The following is a 15329-nucleotide window of genomic DNA, read 5'->3' as shown; positions in this document are numbered from 1 at the left end:
GCAGGAGGACGCGCCATGACCGACAAGCCAGTCAGGATCCCCGGCCCCGACCACCCGATCACCATCACGCCGACGGCCGGCAGGGTGGTGGTCAGGGTGGCGGGCATTGCCATTGCGGACAGCGACGCGGCGCTGACCCTGCAAGAGGCGACCTACCCGCCGGTGCAGTACATCCCGCGCGAGCATGTCGACTTGGCGCAGCTGGAGCGTACCGCGCACACGACGTACTGCCCATACAAGGGCGATTGCAGCTACTTCTCCATCCCCGCCGGCGGCGAGCGCGCGCGCAATGCGGTGTGGAGCTACGAGACGCCTTACCCCGCGGTGGCGGCGATCGCCTCGCACCTGGCCTTCTACCCGGACCGCGTCGACAGCATCGAGATTCTCGGCGCCTGAGCGCGCGCCGCCCGGCATGGCGGCATATCCATCTGCGAAACCATTCGTTCCTGATCGGGGCGCGCACCGCTATCGTCTGCCCATCCAGACTTCAGTGAGTGCCTTCCATGTCCTTCCGTTCCTTCCTGCTGCGCGGCGCCATCGTCGCCGGCGTTGCCGTCATGGCCTCCGGTACCGCGCTGGCGGATCGCCTCGACGATATCCGCAAGGCCGGCGTGCTGCACGTGGGCGTGTTCGATGCCAACCCGCCGTTCGGCTTTGTCGATCCGAAGACGCATGCGCCAGCGGGCCTGGATGTCGACTATGCCAACGAGATTGCCAGCCGCCTTGGCGTCAAGGCGGAGTTCCGCGCCACCAACCCCGCCAACCGCATTCCGCTGCTGGCCTCGCAGAAGGTGGATATCGTCGCGGCCAACTTCACCATCACCGATGAACGCCGCCAGCAGATCGGCTTCTCCACGCCTTACTTTGCCAGCGGGCTGCAGTTCATCGCAAGGAAGGGGGCGCTGCGCCAGCCCGATGAACTGAAGGCCTGGCGCCTGGGCGTGGACAAGGGCACCACGCAGGAAACCACGCTGCGCCAGCGCTACCCCGACGCGCGCGTGATCGCCTATGACGATTCGCCGCTGGCGCTGCAGGCGCTGCGCACCGGCGCGATCCAGGCCTTTGCGCAGGACGGCGCCAAGCTCGGCGCGCTGCTGGCCACGCTGCCCAACCGCGACCAGTTCGAGATCTCGCCCTTCACGCTGACGCGCGAATACATGGGCGTGGGCGTGCCCAAGGGCGAGGAGCGCCTGCAGGCCGCCATCGACCAGATCCTGCTGGAGCTGGAGAAGAGCGGCACGGCGGCGCGCATCTACGACAAGTACTTCGGGCCGAAGAGCCAGGCGCCGCTGGCGCGCGACTTCACCATCGGCAGCACGGTCAAGTAAGCACGCCACAGCCTGATCGCCCCTGACCCATGGTTTCCATTCTCTGGCAGTCGTTGCCGGCCAAATACCTGCACTGGCTGCTCGGCGGCTTTGCCATGACGGTGGCGCTGTCGCTGGCGGTGTTCCTGCTCGGCTGCGCGCTGGCCGCAGCCTGGCTGGCGCTGCGCAGGGTGCCGTGGCGCCCCGTGGCCATCGCGGCCAATGCGGTGATCGGGCTGCTGCGCAAGACGCCGCTGCTGGTGCAGCTGTTCTTCTGGTACTTCGGTGCCGCGCAATTGCTGGGCGATGCGGCCATCGGCGCGATCTCGGACTGGCGCGGCCTCCAGATGTGTGCCGTGGCCATTCCCGCGCCGTCGCTGGAAGCGCTGGCCAGCGTATTCGGCATCGCCCTGTATGCCAGCGCCTTCTATGCGCAGGAACTCGAAGCCGGAATCGCCGCGGTGCCGCGCGGGCAGTTCGCCGCGGCGCTGGCGCTGGGCTTCGCGCCGCGTGCCGCGTGGTGGCGCATCGTGCTGCCGCAGGCGCTGCGGATTGCGGCGCGGCCGATGGTGGGGCAGTTTTGCCAGACCATCAAGAACACCTCGCTGGCCATGGCGATCGGCTTTGCCGAACTCTCTTACACCGCGCGCCAGGTCGAGACCGATACGCTGATGGCCTTCCAGGCTTTCGGCATTGCCACGCTGCTCTATGCGGCGTTGATCCTGTCGCTGCAGGCGGTGGCGCCGGCCTTGCTCAGGCGCCTCGGCTGGACCGGAGCACGTCATGCCTGATGGGATGGCAAGCCTGCCGGCGGGCCTGGCGCTGGTATGGGGCCAGCTGCCCTACTTGCTCAAAGGCGCTTTCCCCGAGGGCCCGCTGGCCGGCGCGGCGCTGACGCTGTGGATAGCGGCGCTCGCCTGCGCCGGCGCCACGGTGCTGGGCATTGCGCTGGCGCTGCTGCTGGAGCTTGCGCCATCCAGCGTCACGCGCGTGCTGCGCGCCGTGCTGGCGTTGCTGCGCGCGGTGCCGGTGCTGATGCTGATCTTCTGGACTTACTTCTTGCTGCCGATGCTGGCCGGCGTGCAGGTCAGCGAAGTGCTGACCGTGGTGCTGGCGCTGGCACTGGTGGGCGCCGCGTTTATCGCGCAGAGCCTGCACGCGGGAATTGCCGCGATCGGCGCGGGCCAGCGCCAGGCGGCGCTGGCGCTGGGCATGTCGCGCACGCAGGCACTCTGGCATGTGGTGCTGCCGCAGGCGCTGCGCGCCATGCTGCCGTCCCTGGCCAACACCTGGGTGGCGCTGACCAAGGATACGTCGCTGGCTTATATCGTCGGCGTCAGTGAGCTGTCGACACTGGCCACGCAGGTCAATGGCCGCAGCATGAGCTATGCGGCGGAAGTGTTCGCAGCGGTTGCGCTGCTCTACTTCGTGCTGTGCGTGATGATCGAGGCGGGTGCCGCTGCGGCGCTGCGCCGCCTGCAGGGATCGCACCGGCGCGGCAGGGCCGAGGTCGCGGTGGCGCGCCAGGCCATGGCGCAGTCTGCAAGGGCCGGTGCCCCGATGCTCTGACATCGGCAAAGGCGGGTGCCCCGCGGCTGCCGCCATCCTTGCAATCCCCGCAAGCTTCGCCTTACATGAAGGCTTGCTGTTGCGGCCCGCCCCCACGCAACTCGCCTTGTCTTGCGCGCCGCCACGCCTGTCCAGATCCATTGCGGCACCCACCCGGCTGGAGGCACCATCATGCTCGGACTCACGCAGCTTGGCATCATCCATACCCTGATCAGTCTGGCGGGACTGGCCTGCGGCCTGGTGGCGCTCTCGAGCACCGGCATGGTGCGCCTGCATACCCGGCTCGGACTGGCCTATGTCATCGGCACCGTGCTGAGTTGCCTGACCGGGTTTGGCATCTTCCAGCACGGCGGATTCGGCAAGCCCCATGTGCTGGGCATCGTCACGCTGCTGGTGCTGGCGGTCGCGGTCTGCGCGGCACGCGGTGCATTCGGGCGCATGAGCCGCTACGTGGAGGTGGTGTCGCTGTCGCTGACGGTGTTCTTCCACTTCATCCCGGGCCTGACCGAGACCGGCACGCGCCTGCCGGTGGGCAATCCGGTCTTTGCCAATGCGGAAGCGCCGGAACTGAAGGGGATCGTCGGCGTGCTGTTCCTGGTATTCCTGGCGGGGGCGGTGCTGCAGGTGCGCTATCTGCGACGCGAGCCAGGAGCAGGCGCAGGTTCGTTCCCGGGCCGGATAGCGTGACTGCCGGGCGGCCTAGGGGCCGAGTGCCGCGTCTATCATGGCCACGGCCAGCCCGACCAGCAGCGCAAGCGCCGACGCGATGAACCATCGCACGGTCTTGCGGTATTCATCCACTGCATCGTCCTCGATGCGCAGCGCGCGGTAGAGCGCCACGATCTGCAGCGACACCGCGGCCAGTAGCGAGACCGCGGCGAACAGCGCGCGCAGGTTCCAGTGGCCGGGACTCTCGAAGCCCCAGAACCGCCAGAACGCCAGCGAGAAGCCGAGCAGCACCGTGATCGCGGTGATGATGCCCTGGCGGTAGCCGTTGGGCACCAGTTGCGGCGCGGGCTTGGGCGGAGCCGCTGGCTCGGGAGCAATCATCATGGGGCTCCGTGATCGTGTTGCGTGGCCACAGCCCTGCCGGCACGCCGCGGGCTCAGCTTCGGTTCTCCGGCAACTGCACCACGGCCAGCGTGGCATCGGCAGTACCGACGACCCTGCTGACATGCCCCTTGCCCGTGGTGTCTTCCAGCAATAGCGCACTGCCCGCCGACAGCGGCCGGCGCTCGCCATCGCTGGCTTCGAACTCCATCGCACCAGCCAGCACGAAAATCCACATGCGCAGCGGCGACGGGTGCAGTGCGCCCACCCAGCCGGCCGGCACCAGCAGGAAGCCCTGCCGCGCGGCTTCGTCCAGCGGCGACACCCAGAAGGCGCGCGCGGGCGGCGCGAACAGGCGCTCGGTGATGGCAACGGAAATGGGGCCGAAGTGGGATTCGCCGGCGGCATCCGCGTAAAGCCGTTCGAAGGCCAGCGGTGGACGGGCGGTTGTGACGGGTTCTGCAGCGACAGCCATGGCGCACCTCCCTGCGGCGCATTGCGCGCGGCATTGTTATGCAGCCAGTCTAGGTTGCCGGGCGCGGAGTGCAATGCCGGCCATGAGGCGCCCGCTGGCGCCCCCGCACCGTGCTTCAACCCTTGCTGAAGATGCTGTAGAAGTCCGGCGCGCCGCTGTCGGGCACGCTCAGGTCGAGCGAACCCTCGATGTGTTCCAGGTGTTCCGCCATCAACGCGCTGGCGCGCGCGGCGTCGCGCTGCTCGATGGCGTCGGTCAGCTGGCGGTGCTCATGCTCGGCGCAGGCCGGTGCGCCGGGGCGGTCATACAGCGTGATGATCAGGCATGTCAGTGACACCATCTCGCGGATCAGCTTTTCGAGGATGGCATTGCCGGCCATCTCCGCCAGCAGGATATGGAATTCCCCCGACAGGCGGATCATCGCGGCGCGGTCGCCGCGCGCGCGCGCGTTGTCTTCTTCCATGGCATGGCGGCGCAGGCTGCGGACTTTGGCCGGCGTGGCACGCTGGGCCAGTTCGGCCGCCAGCGCGGGCTCGACCACGCGGCGCGCCTGGAACACCTCGCGCGCCTCGTCCACCGTGGGGCTGGAGACAAAGGCGCCGCGATTGGGCACCAGCGTGACCAGCTTCTCATGCGCCAGGCGCGCGAAGACCTGGCGGATGCGGGCCCGGCTGGCGCCGGTCACTTCGCACAGCCGTTCCTCGACCAGCTTGGTGCCGGCCAGCAGGCGATGCTCCATGATCGCGGTCAGCAGGCTGAGGTAGATGGCCTCGGTGGCGGAAGCTTCGCTGGCGGCGGCCTCCGGGCCGGCGCTTTCCTCCGGTGCGGCATTGGCGGCGGCCTTGGGTGCCGTTTTCAGGGTTGCCTTGGACGCGGGCCGGCGCGGCGTTTTTGCTGCCGCGCCGGGCGCCGCCTTCTTCGATGTGGTTGCCATATCAGGGGACGGACATTTCAGCCTGTCGCCGGAACTGGCGACGAAAGACGGCTATATCGTACACAAATATGGCGACACGGACGGCATTTGTCAGGCCGGGGCAACTTCCTCGGGCATCGTGCCCACGGCTGCGGCATCGCCCGCGGCTTGGAACGGGTGCACCTGCGCCCAGTGGCGGGCGATATCGACACGGCGGCAGATCCACACCTTGTCGTGTCCCTGCACATAGTCGAGAAAGCGCTGCAGCGCGCGGAAGCGGCCCGGGCGGCCGAGCAGGCGGCAGTGCATGCCGATCGACAGCATCTTGGGGCTGTCCTGGCCGCTCGGGTCGCCTTCCTCATACAAGACGTCGAACGCATCCTTCAGGTACTGGAAGAACTGTTCGCCGGTATTGAAGCCCTGCGGCGTGGCAAAGCGCATGTCGTTGGAGTCGAGCGTGTACGGCACCACCAGGTGCGGCTTCTTCTCGCCGCCGGTGACTTCCACCTCGGTCCAGAAGGGCAGGTCGTCGCCGTAGTAGTCCGAGTCGTACAGGAGGCCGCCGTGCTCCACCACCAGGCGGCGCGTGTTGGGGCTGTCGCGGCCGGTGTACCAGCCCAGCGGCAGTTCGCCGGTCAGGTCCTTGATGATCTGCATGCCGATGCGCATGTGCTCGCGCTCGGTGGCTTCGTCGATGCCCTGGTAGTGGATCCAGCGCCAGCCGTGGCAGGCGATCTCGTGGCCCAGTTCGACAAAGGCGCGGGTCAGTTCAGGATGGCGTTGCAGCGCCATCGACACGCCGAAGATGGTCAGCGGCAGGCCGCGCTTCTCGAACTCGCGCAGCAGGCGCCAGACGCCGGCGCGCGAGCCGTATTCGTAGATGCCCTCCATGCTCATGTGGCGGTCGGGGTAGGCCGCGGCGCCGACGATCTCGGAGAGGAACTGCTCGGAGGCGGCGTCGCCGTGCAGCACGCAGTTTTCGCCGCCTTCTTCGTAGTTGAGGACGAACTGCAGCGCAACGCGCGCACCGCCCGGCCAGCGGGCGTGCGGCGGCCGGGCGCCGTAACCGATGAGATCGCGTGGATAGCGGGACTGGAGCATGGTGGTGGAGTCGGAATTGGATCGGGAAGTCATACGGTTCAGTTCAACGCATAAGGGGCCAGCATGCCCGCATACGCCTTGGGCAGCGGCCGCGCCCAGTCGCCGCGCTTGCTGGTGCCCAGGCGCACCGAGACCAGCGCCTCGGCCATCTTGACCGCGCACACCACGCCGTCGATCACCGGTGCGCCGATGGCGTCGGCGATCTCGTCGCACAGGTCGGTCATGCCGGCGCACCCCAGCACGATGCATTCGCTGCGGTCTTCAACCAGCGCCTGGCGGCAGGCCTCGGTGATGATGCGGCGCGCGTCCGAGCCCGGGCGCTCCAGTTCCAGCACGGGCAGGTCGCAGGCGCGCACGTTGTTGCAGAAGCGCTTCATGCCGTAGCGCTCGGCCAGGTGCCAGGCGATATTGCAGGTGCGCGCCAGCGTGGTCACCACGCTGAAGCTGCTGCCGACCACGCTGGCCATATGCATGGCGGCCTCGGCGATGCCGATCACCGGCCCGCGTGCCACCTCGCGCGCGGCGTACAGGCCGGGGTCGCCGAAGCAGGCGATCACGTAGCCGTCCACGCCCTCCTGCTCGCCGGCCAGGATCTCGTCGAGGATGCCGGGCACGGACAGGGCTTCGTCATAGTGGCTTTCGATGGAAGCCGGTCCCATGCGCGGGCTGACCGCGCTGATGCGCGTTCCCGGTGCCGCCACGGCGACGGCGCACTGCCCGATCTTGTCGGTCATGCTCTGGGTGGTATTGGGGTTGATGATCTTCAGCTTCATAGACGCGGCTCTGCTAAGTGCGGTCGAAATCGTGCAGTCGAAAGAATGGTTCCGGGGCTCAGGCCTGGCTGGCGGCACGGCTGCCGAAGTGGCCGGGCATCATGCGCGGCGCCAGTTGCCGGTACAGCACCAGCGCAATGCCCATGCCGATAAACCAGCTGTAGTTGGCCGCGGACTGCCAGGCCGGCACCACCACGCACAGGATCGGGATGATGGCCGCCGGGATCATGGTGGCCACCGCCGCCGGGTTGAAGCCGTTGCGGTACCAGTAGCGGCCGCGCGGGTTCAGCGTGTACAGGTCGTCGACGTCGACATGCTGGCGCCGCACCAGGTAGTAGTCCGCAATCAGGATGCCGAACAGCGGGCCGATGAAGGCGCCCAGCACGTCCAGCGTGTAGTGGATCACCGCCGGATTGTTGTACAGGTTCCACGGCGTGATGAAGATCGAAGCCACGGCCGCGATCATGCCGCCGGTGCGCCAGCTGATGTGCTTGGGCGAGACGTTGGAGAAGTCGAATGCCGGCGAAACGAAGTTGGCGACGATATTGATGCCGATGGTCGCGGTCATGAAGGTGAAAGCGCCCAGCAGCATGGCGAAGGTGCTGTCGATATGGCTGACGGTCTCCACCGGGTCGGTGATCAGCTTGCCGAACACCGGCAGCGTGGCCGAGGTCGTGATCACGGTCAGCAGCGAGAAGCCCAGGAAGTTGACCGGCAGGCCCCAGAAGTTGCCGCGCTTGACCGACTTGAAGTCCTTGGCATAGCGCGAGAAGTCGCCGAAGTTCAGCATCGGGCCGGAGAAATACGACACCACCAGCGCGATCGCGCTCAGCATCACCGGCACCGCTTCCCAGCCGGTGTACTTGACGAAGCTCAGCGTGAAATTGACGTTCTCCCAGCCGGCCTTGTTCACCAGCCAGATCGCCAGCGCGATCATAACCACGTACACCGCCGGGCCGGCCCAGTCGATGAACTTGCGGATGGTCTCCATGCCGGTCCAGAACACCAGCGCCTGCAACACCCACAGCACCATGAATGCGGCCCAGCCCAGCGTGGAGAGTCCGGCAAAGCCGTGCAGCTTCACGTCGGCATAGGGCGCCAGCGCGGGGAAGAAGTGCAGCGCCAGCACCAGGAAGGCGCTGGAAGCCAGGTAGGTCTGGATGCCGTACCACGCCACTGCGATGAGCCCGCGGATCACCGCCGGGATATTGGCGCCGAGCACGCCGAACGAGGCCCGGCAGATCACCGGATAAGGCGTGCCGGTCACCTGGCTGGGCTTGGCCACCAGGTTGCAGAAGTACTGCACGATCAGGATGCCGACCAGCAGCGACACCAGCACCTGCCAGCTGGTCAGCCCCAGCGCGAACAGGCTGCCGGCGGTGATATAGCCGCCCACGCTGTGCACGTCCGACATCCAGAAGGCAAAGATGTTGTAGGTGCCCCAGGTCTGCTTGCGCAGCGGCGCCAGGTCCTCATTGGTCAGGCGTTCGTCATACCCCGGCTTGATCAGGGCGTTGCCGTGTGCGGCATGCCCGGCCTGCACCTGCGGTGCGTCGGCGGGGGTTGCGGTCGTTTGCATCATCTGAGTCTCCTGGCAGATGTGTGTCTTGACGATAGGCGACATGCGGCCGTTGGGCTCTTTGGTGTGCGCCGGTGGAAAGCTGCTTTTTATTGACTACAAAATTGTCTACAAAATTGATTTAGTGTGTAGACGATGTTGTAGATCACGGATTCGTGATTGTCAACATTCGCTTTCCCTGAAGTCTTCTCGCCCAATCCGGAATGTCCTCAGGGGTTTACCCCCGGCTTGATTCGTGCGAATCCTGAATATAGGATGTCCAACATCCCATCTGTAGATGGCCTGGAAAAGAGACAAAATTGGAGACAACTGTGGGGCATGGTCCGCTTTCCCGATTCACCGTACTCGACCTCACGCGCGTGCGCTCCGGTCCGGCCGCCGTGCGCCAGTTCGCCGACTGGGGGGCGACCGTCATCAAGATCGAAGAGCCGGGCCAGGCGCCCGATGACAAGCCGGGCGGTTCGGCGCAGTTTGCCGACTACCAGAACACCCATCGCAACAAGCAGAGCATTACGCTCAACCTCAAGCATCCGGAGGGGCGCGCGCTGTTCCTGGAGCTGGTGCGCAAGGCCGATGTGGTGGTGGAGAACTACCGGCCCAACGTGAAGTTCAAGCTGGGCATCGACTATGAGTCGCTGCGCAAGGTCAATCCGCGCATCGTCTATGGCAGCGTATCGGGGTTCGGGCAGGATGGTCCGTACCACGAGCGCCCGGGTCTGGACCAGATCGCGCAAGGGATCTCCGGCATGATGTCGGTCACGGGCGAACCCGGGCGCGGACCGATGCGCGCGGGGATTCCCGTTGCGGACCTGACCGCCGGTCTGTTCTGCGCGATCGGCCTGATGGTGGCGCTGCTGGAACGCGAAGTGTCCGGCCAGGGCCAGTGGGTGCAGACCTCCCTGCTGCAATCGCAGCTGTGGATGATGGACTTCCAGGCCATGCGCTGGCTGATGAATGGCGAGGTGCCGGGCCAGAGCGGCAACGATCATCCCACCAGCAGCCCGACCGGCGTGTTCCCGACGCAGGATGGCTACATGAATATTGCCGCCATGGGCAACGACATCTTCGCGCGGCTGTGCAAGGTGCTTGAGGTGCCTGAACTCATCGCGGACGAGCGCTTCCTGACGGTGCCGTTGCGTGCCCGCAATCGGCCGGCGCTGAACGCCGCGATCGCCGGGCGCACGCGCACCCGCACCACCGAGGAATGGATCGCCCGCATGAATCGCGAAGGGGTGCCGTGCGGCCCCATCCTCAGCATGAACGAGGCCTTCGCCGATCCGCAGGTCGAACATCTGCGCATGAGCCAGCCCATCGAGCACCCCAGGCTGGGCACGATCTCCGTCGTCGGCCAGCCGGTGATCCTGAGCCGGACCTCGCTGGGCGAACTGGCGCCGGCACCGGAGAGCGGTGAGCACAACCACGACGTGTACCGCTCGCTGCTCGGCCTGGATTCCGCGCGGATCGAAGCGCTTGCAGCGCAGGGGGTCATCTGATTGGGCGCTACCATATCCGCCATGATTGCCCCGCTTCCGGGGCCACGGACATGACGGAGATTCTGATGAAGGCCCAACTTGGCATGGAGATTCGCGGATTCACGAGCCTGCGCCGGCCGGACAACCTGCCCGACGAGATCGCGCACCAGATCCGCCAGCGCATCCTGGACGGCACCCTGGCCCACGGGCAGCAGCTGCCCACGGAGAACGAGCTGGCCACCGCGTTCGACGTGAGCCGCAATGTCGTGCGCGAGGCCATCGCGCGCCTGAAGCTGGCCGGCTACGTTGAAACCCGGCGCGGCACCGGCACGTTCGTGGCGCAGGGCATCGGGCAGCGCAACTTCGAGATCGTCACCGACGAGCTGCTGCATGAGGATGCGCTCGAGCATGTCTTCCAGCTGCGCGTCGAGATCGAATCGGGCGCGGCCGCGCTGGCGGCGCGGTTCCGCACGCCCGCGCAGCTGGAGGCGCTGCGACTGGCGCTGGCGAAGGTCGATGAAGCGGGCGCAGACTGGGAAAAGGGCGCGGACACCGCGCTCGATTTTCACCTCGCTGTGGGCAATGCGACCAACAACCCGTACTTCATCCGCTTGATGGCCCATCTGAGCCATGTGCTCCACGACTCCGTGCGCACGCTGCGTTCCACCTCGACCGGGACCACGCGCATCGCGGAAGTCGAGCAGGAGCACCACGCGATCTTCGACGCCATTGCCGCGGGGAACGCCGACCAGGCGCGCGCCGCCATGCGCTACCACCTGACCAACGGTATTGAAAGACATAAGGCCCGAGCGCCTGGAAAGACAACATGACCACGACACGCATACTGCAAGGCGAGATTACCGATACCCTGCTGGTGGAAAAACGCGGCCGCACCGGCTGGATTACCTTCAACGACCCTGGCCGCCACAACGCCGTCTCATTCGACATGTGGGCGGCACTGCCCCAGGCGCTCGCAGCGTTCGAGCAGGACGACGAAGTGCGCTCGATAGTGCTGACTGGCGCCGGAGAGCGCGCCTTCGTGAGCGGGGCGAACATCGCGCAGTTCGACAACCTGCGCTCCGGCGAAGAGGCCGTCGCGGCCTATGAGCAAGTGGCAGAGGCTGCCCAGCTGGCCCTCTACGACCACGCCAAGCCGACCCTCGCCAGGATCAAGGGCTATTGCATCGGCGGCGGCCTGAATATCGCGCTGTGCTGTGACATCCGGATCGCGTCGTCCGACAGCACCTTTGCCATTCCGGCCGGCAAGCTCGGCCTGGGCTACCGGCTCACCGCAATCCGGAATCTGGTCAGCACGGTCGGCGCCGCCAATGCGCTCGAAATCTTCCTGACCGCCAACCGCTATGCGGCGGCGGACGCCAAGGCCCTTGGCCTGGTCCATCACGTGACCGATGCGGCCGACCTCGACACGACGCTGCAGACACGCCTGGACCAGATTGCCGCCAATGCGCCCCTCACGCTGCGCGCCGGCAAACGCATGATTCGTCAATTGCAGCAGCTGGGCCCGCAGGTCGATATCGCGGGCATGCAGCAGCTCGTCATGCAGTGCTTCGCCAGCGACGATTACCGCGAGGGCAAGCGCGCCTTCGCCGAAAAGCGCAGCCCCGTCTTCAAGGGCCAATAAGCGTTACATCCCGGCGATCCGGGAATATCGGCAATACCGCCACGCATGACGTGGGGACACATACAAAAGAGAGGAGATATGGCATGAACACGAAGCAGAGGCTTGTCCTCGCGATGGCCGTGGCCGGCCTGGGCCTGGCAGGGCACGCGGCGGCCCAATATCCGCAACAGCCCATCCGTATCGTGGTGGGCTATGCGGCCGGGGGCACCACCGACATCCTGGCGCGGGCGCTGGCCGAACAACTGGCCAGCGAGCTGAAGCAGTCGGTGATCATCGAGAACAAGCCCGGCGCGGCCGGCAACTCGGCCGCCGCCTATGTGCAGCAGTCGGCGCCGGATGGCTATACGCTGTTCATGGCAACCGTGTCGAGCCACGGCATCAACCCAGCCTTGTACAAGAAAACGCTGGGCTACGAGCCGGTCAGCGGCTTTGCGCCCGTCAGCATGGTCGCCTCGATCCCGCTCGTGCTGATCACGACCCCGAACCTGCCCGCCAGGAACGTGCCTGACCTGGTGACGCTGGCCCGGAAGAAGTCGGGAGAGCTGAACTACGCATCCAGCGGCAACGGTTCGCCGGTCCACCTGGCCGGTGCGATGTTTGCCCAGAGCGCCAATGCCAAGCTGGTGCATGTGCCGTATCGGGGCGGAGCGCTTGCCAATACTTCGGTGATCGCCGGCGAGACGCAACTGAGCTTCGCCACGCTGCCTGGCGCCCTGCCGCAGGTGAAGGCCGGCAGGCTGCGCGCCATCGCCGTGACCACCAGGGAGCGGTCGCCGCAGCTGCCGGATGTTCCCGCCATGCGTGAAGTGCCGGGCTTCGGCAGCTTCGAGATCAATACCTGGAATGCATTGCTGGCACCGAAAAATACGCCACAGCCGGTGATCGATGCGCTGAACCGGGCCGTCGCCAGGTCACTGGCATCGCCGAAGCTTATTCAGCGCTTCAACGGGGAGGGGGCGACGCCGGCAAGCAGCACCCCGGCCGAACTCAGCCGCTTCGTCAACGCCGAGCTGGCCAAATGGGCTGGCGTCGTGAAAGACCTGGACGTCAAGGTCGACTGAAGGCAGGCGTCCGCAGAAGCGGGGCTTCTGCGGGCGGCCTTGCAGTCCGGCCAATCTCAATACGCAATCTTCGCCGTCAGGCTCACGCTGCGCGGATCCGCGGGCTGGATGTAGTTCTCGTACTGGAAGCCCCAGTAGCGCTTGTTGGTCACGTTATTCAGCGCGGCGCGCAGCGTCAGGTCCTTGCCGGCGACGCGGGTGTTGTAGCTCGCGCCGAGATTGAACACCGTGTAGCCGCCGGCCTCCAGCGTATTGCCCGCGTTCAGCTTGGTATTGCCGGTGTACTTGCCATCGACGCCAAGGCGCAGGCCGGGCACGAACGGCACGCGGTAGCTGATGCGTCCGGCCAGCACCAGGTCAGGCGCACCGGCGACGCGCTTGCCGTTGTTGGCCAGGCCCTTGTCGTAGTACGAGTCCAGGTACATCGCGCTCGCGCCGAATTCCCACTGCGGGCCCAGCCGGTACACGCCGGCCAGTTCCAGCCCCTGGTAGATCGAGGTGCCGTCCTGCTGGCGCGTCGGCACGCCGCCGTTGATGCTGTCGTACTCGGCGCCGCGCTCGATGCGGAAGGCGGCGGCGGTGGCGCTCCAGGCGGCCTGGTCGGCCTTGACGCCGACTTCATACTGCTTGCTGCGGATCGGGCTGAGCAGCTGGCGAGCGTTGGTGTAGCCATCCGGCACGATCGAGCCGGGCTCCAGCGCTTCCACGTAGCTGGCGTAGACCGTGGCCGTGGGCACGGGCTTGAACATCAGCGCCAGCGTGGGCGTGACCACGCCGTTCTTGCTGTAGCTGGAGCTCACCGGCACGTAGCCGTTCTGCTCGAAGTTGGTCACGCGCAGGCCGGCCAGCACCGACCAGCGCTCGCTCAGCTGGACGGTGTCGCTGGCGAACACCGACTTCTGCGTGATGTCGCTGTTGCGCACCTTGTTGAAGGCGGTCGAGCTGAAGTACGTGTTGGTGTTGGGCTCGAAGATATTGCCGGCGCCGATGACGGCGCCGAAGCCGTTGTTGTCATAGCGGTCGATCTGCTTCTGCCACGACAGGCCCGCCACCAGCTGGTGCCCGAACGGCCCGGTGCGGAACTTGCCTTCCAGCATCGCCTGCCATTGGCCCACCTGCTGGTTCTGCGCGGTGTCGTAGCGCTGGTCGCTGTAGTCGCCGGCCTGGTTCAGCAGGTTGTAGGTGCTTTCGTTGCGGCTGCGGTTGACCTTGGTGAAGCTGTAGTTTGTGCTCACCGCCCAGTCCGGATTGATCTGGTAGCGCAGGCCGGTGCTGTACAGCTGCAGGTTGGTGTTCAGGTGCTGGTCGGCACCGGCGAAGTTGCGGATGCGGCCGGACACCGCGGCCGGCAGGGCCGTGTCGCCGTAGCTCCACAGACTGAACGACGGCATCTGGCCAGTGGCGCGACGGTCCTGGTAGATCGAGTCGAAGGTCCAGGTCAGGTCCCTGGTCAGGCGCGCATCCAGGCCCAGCGAGGCGCTGTCGCGCTTGATATTGCGCGCGTTGTAGGGCGTGCCTTCCTCGTGCGTCACGTTCAGGCGGTAGCCGAACATATTGTTCGGGCCGGCGCGCCCGCCCAGGTCGACGTGCTCGCTCCAGACATTGGCGGCGCGGTAGCCCAGTTCGAACGAGGCGGAGAAGGTGTCGGTCGGCTTCTTGGTGACGTAGTTGACGATGCCGCCCGGGGTGGCGAAGCCGTACATGAAGCCCGGCAGCCCCTTGAGCAGTTCCACTTGCTCCATGTGCTCGTAGGGCAGCGTGATGCCGTAGGCCACGAACGGCAGCCCGTTGATCTTGAAGCCGTTCTGCCAGTCGATCTGCAGGCCGCGCACGCTCAGGTAGCTGGACCAGCTGTTGTAGCCGTTGCCGTTGTCGCTGACCGACGCATCCATCGCAAACACATCGCCCAGCTTGGCCACCTGGCGCTCAGCAAGGTCTTCGCCGGTGACGATGGTGGTGGAGTACGGGGTGTCGAGCTGCGTGCGCGAGCCCAGCGCGCCGGTGCTGGCCTTTTTCTCAAGCTGCAGGCCGGAATCGTCGACCGCCGAGGCGCTGACGGTCACCGCGGGCAGCGACTGCGCATCCGCCGGCGCCGCGGCTTGCTGTGCCAGCGCGGCGGTTGCCGGAAAGCCGACCACGACAGCCAGTTGTGCCAGCACGGCGAGATGGCGGGGCATGGGTGCGCGCAGGCGCGCGGCGCGAATGACTTGACGATTCATGAGGGGACCCGCCGGGGCAGGAGACAGGCAAGCCTGTATGTAAATGTAGGTACAAATGCGAATAATTCGCATTTATGAAAAGACCGAATGATGCTAGCGTTGGGATGGGGCGTCAAGACGCCAAATGAGCCTTGTGGTTGAAAACAACGGGGCGGCATCAAACTGGGC

The 15329-nt window shown here is 66.3% G+C and carries 16 protein-coding genes; 9 read left to right on the top strand and 7 right to left on the bottom strand.

The window, feature by feature from the left end:
* Nucleotides 1–15: 15 nt before the first annotated feature.
* The 5 genes from I6H87_RS31295 (at nucleotide 16) to I6H87_RS31275 (ending at nucleotide 3563) form a co-directional block, all read left to right on the top strand.
* The gene (locus tag I6H87_RS31295) at nucleotides 16–396 is read left to right on the top strand and encodes a DUF427 domain-containing protein (protein WP_011617912.1); all 381 of its coding nucleotides are present in this window, start codon (nucleotides 16–18) and stop codon (nucleotides 394–396) included.
* Between the two features lie 107 nt (nucleotides 397–503).
* Nucleotides 504–1328 (top strand): ABC transporter substrate-binding protein, encoded by an 825-nt coding sequence (locus tag I6H87_RS31290; protein ID WP_010810766.1) that lies wholly within the window; start codon nucleotides 504–506, stop codon nucleotides 1326–1328.
* A 29-nt stretch (nucleotides 1329–1357) separates the two neighbouring features.
* Nucleotides 1358–2098 carry an ABC transporter permease subunit gene (locus I6H87_RS31285; protein ID WP_011617911.1) on the top strand — a complete coding sequence of 247 codons (741 nt, stop codon included), beginning with the start codon at nucleotides 1358–1360 and terminating at the stop codon, nucleotides 2096–2098.
* The gene (locus I6H87_RS31280) at nucleotides 2091–2876 is read left to right on the top strand and encodes an amino acid ABC transporter permease (protein ID WP_136227892.1); all 786 of its coding nucleotides are present in this window, start codon (nucleotides 2091–2093) and stop codon (nucleotides 2874–2876) included. Before I6H87_RS31285 ends, I6H87_RS31280 begins: the two co-directional genes overlap by 8 nt.
* Before the next feature lie 171 nt (nucleotides 2877–3047).
* Nucleotides 3048–3563: a DUF2306 domain-containing protein gene (locus I6H87_RS31275; protein WP_011617909.1), complete on the top strand. Its 516-nt coding sequence runs from the start codon at nucleotides 3048–3050 to the stop codon at nucleotides 3561–3563.
* A 12-nt stretch (nucleotides 3564–3575) separates the two neighbouring features.
* Here the strand turns inward: I6H87_RS31275 and I6H87_RS31270 are convergent, their stop codons facing one another.
* The 6 genes from I6H87_RS31270 to I6H87_RS31245 form a co-directional block, all read right to left on the bottom strand.
* Nucleotides 3576–3926 carry a hypothetical protein gene (locus I6H87_RS31270; RefSeq protein WP_037024831.1) on the bottom strand — a complete coding sequence of 117 codons (351 nt, stop codon included), beginning with the start codon at nucleotides 3924–3926 and terminating at the stop codon, nucleotides 3576–3578.
* Nucleotides 3927–3981: 55 nt separating this feature from the next.
* Entirely contained in the window at nucleotides 3982–4401 is a 420-nt protein-coding gene (locus tag I6H87_RS31265) for a cupin domain-containing protein (RefSeq protein ID WP_010810761.1), read from the bottom strand.
* Nucleotides 4402–4516: 115 nt separating this feature from the next.
* Entirely contained in the window at nucleotides 4517–5335 is an 819-nt protein-coding gene (locus I6H87_RS31260) for a GntR family transcriptional regulator (protein WP_011617908.1), read from the bottom strand.
* A 90-nt stretch (nucleotides 5336–5425) separates the two neighbouring features.
* Nucleotides 5426–6415, bottom strand: a complete 990-nt coding sequence (gene puuE / locus I6H87_RS31255; RefSeq protein WP_051398616.1) for an allantoinase PuuE — start codon at nucleotides 6413–6415, stop codon at nucleotides 5426–5428.
* 38 nt (nucleotides 6416–6453) lie between these two features.
* A complete protein-coding gene (locus I6H87_RS31250) occupies nucleotides 6454–7188 on the bottom strand; it encodes an aspartate/glutamate racemase family protein (RefSeq protein ID WP_010810757.1) in 735 nt (244 codons plus the stop codon).
* 58 nt (nucleotides 7189–7246) lie between these two features.
* Nucleotides 7247–8770, bottom strand: a complete 1524-nt coding sequence (locus I6H87_RS31245) for an NCS1 family nucleobase:cation symporter-1 (protein ID WP_041688251.1) — start codon at nucleotides 8768–8770, stop codon at nucleotides 7247–7249.
* Nucleotides 8771–9078: 308 nt separating this feature from the next.
* Here I6H87_RS31245 and I6H87_RS31240 point away from each other — a divergent pair, with 308 nt between their 5' ends.
* The 4 genes from I6H87_RS31240 (at nucleotide 9079) to I6H87_RS31225 (ending at nucleotide 12942) form a co-directional block, all read left to right on the top strand.
* Nucleotides 9079–10260 (top strand): CaiB/BaiF CoA transferase family protein, encoded by a 1182-nt coding sequence (locus I6H87_RS31240; protein ID WP_010810755.1) that lies wholly within the window; start codon nucleotides 9079–9081, stop codon nucleotides 10258–10260.
* Between the two features lie 65 nt (nucleotides 10261–10325).
* The gene (locus I6H87_RS31235) at nucleotides 10326–11069 is read left to right on the top strand and encodes a FadR/GntR family transcriptional regulator (protein WP_010810754.1); all 744 of its coding nucleotides are present in this window, start codon (nucleotides 10326–10328) and stop codon (nucleotides 11067–11069) included.
* The gene (locus tag I6H87_RS31230) at nucleotides 11066–11881 is read left to right on the top strand and encodes an enoyl-CoA hydratase (protein ID WP_011617905.1); all 816 of its coding nucleotides are present in this window, start codon (nucleotides 11066–11068) and stop codon (nucleotides 11879–11881) included. The genes I6H87_RS31235 and I6H87_RS31230 overlap by 4 nt, the downstream gene beginning before the upstream one ends.
* Nucleotides 11882–11964: 83 nt before the next feature.
* Nucleotides 11965–12942 carry a Bug family tripartite tricarboxylate transporter substrate binding protein gene (locus I6H87_RS31225; protein ID WP_010810752.1) on the top strand — a complete coding sequence of 326 codons (978 nt, stop codon included), beginning with the start codon at nucleotides 11965–11967 and terminating at the stop codon, nucleotides 12940–12942.
* 56 nt (nucleotides 12943–12998) lie between these two features.
* On the opposite strand, the gene I6H87_RS31220 is transcribed toward I6H87_RS31225, so the two are convergent.
* Nucleotides 12999–15161: a TonB-dependent siderophore receptor gene (locus I6H87_RS31220; RefSeq protein ID WP_011617904.1), complete on the bottom strand. Its 2163-nt coding sequence runs from the start codon at nucleotides 15159–15161 to the stop codon at nucleotides 12999–13001.
* Nucleotides 15162–15329: the final 168 nt, after the last annotated feature.

The organism is Cupriavidus necator (assembly GCF_016127575.1).
In the GTDB taxonomy this organism is placed as follows: Bacteria; Pseudomonadota; Gammaproteobacteria; order Burkholderiales; family Burkholderiaceae; genus Cupriavidus; species Cupriavidus necator_D.
Note: the sequence above shows the minus strand (reverse complement) of the source record. Positions and strands in the feature narration are given on the sequence as shown.

Bases quoted from the DNA above. Each gene is read 5' to 3' on its own strand.
- I6H87_RS31295 (WP_011617912.1), top strand. From the start codon at position 16: ATGACCGACAAGCCAGTCAGGATCCCCGGCCCCGACCACCCGATCACC.
- I6H87_RS31290 (WP_010810766.1), top strand. From the start codon at position 504: ATGTCCTTCCGTTCCTTCCTGCTGCGCGGCGCCATCGTCGCCGGCGTT.
- I6H87_RS31285 (WP_011617911.1), top strand. From the start codon at position 1,358: ATGGTTTCCATTCTCTGGCAGTCGTTGCCGGCCAAATACCTGCACTGG.
- I6H87_RS31280 (WP_136227892.1), top strand. From the start codon at position 2,091: ATGCCTGATGGGATGGCAAGCCTGCCGGCGGGCCTGGCGCTGGTATGG.
- I6H87_RS31275 (WP_011617909.1), top strand. From the start codon at position 3,048: ATGCTCGGACTCACGCAGCTTGGCATCATCCATACCCTGATCAGTCTG.
- I6H87_RS31270 (WP_037024831.1), bottom strand. From the start codon at position 3,926: ATGATTGCTCCCGAGCCAGCGGCTCCGCCCAAGCCCGCGCCGCAACTG.
- I6H87_RS31265 (WP_010810761.1), bottom strand. From the start codon at position 4,401: ATGGCTGTCGCTGCAGAACCCGTCACAACCGCCCGTCCACCGCTGGCC.
- I6H87_RS31260 (WP_011617908.1), bottom strand. From the start codon at position 5,335: ATGGCAACCACATCGAAGAAGGCGGCGCCCGGCGCGGCAGCAAAAACG.
- puuE (WP_051398616.1), bottom strand. From the start codon at position 6,415: ATGCTCCAGTCCCGCTATCCACGCGATCTCATCGGTTACGGCGCCCGG.
- I6H87_RS31250 (WP_010810757.1), bottom strand. From the start codon at position 7,188: ATGAAGCTGAAGATCATCAACCCCAATACCACCCAGAGCATGACCGAC.
- I6H87_RS31245 (WP_041688251.1), bottom strand. From the start codon at position 8,770: ATGATGCAAACGACCGCAACCCCCGCCGACGCACCGCAGGTGCAGGCC.
- I6H87_RS31235 (WP_010810754.1), top strand. From the start codon at position 10,326: ATGAAGGCCCAACTTGGCATGGAGATTCGCGGATTCACGAGCCTGCGC.
- I6H87_RS31230 (WP_011617905.1), top strand. From the start codon at position 11,066: ATGACCACGACACGCATACTGCAAGGCGAGATTACCGATACCCTGCTG.
- I6H87_RS31225 (WP_010810752.1), top strand. From the start codon at position 11,965: ATGAACACGAAGCAGAGGCTTGTCCTCGCGATGGCCGTGGCCGGCCTG.
- I6H87_RS31220 (WP_011617904.1), bottom strand. From the start codon at position 15,161: ATGAATCGTCAAGTCATTCGCGCCGCGCGCCTGCGCGCACCCATGCCC.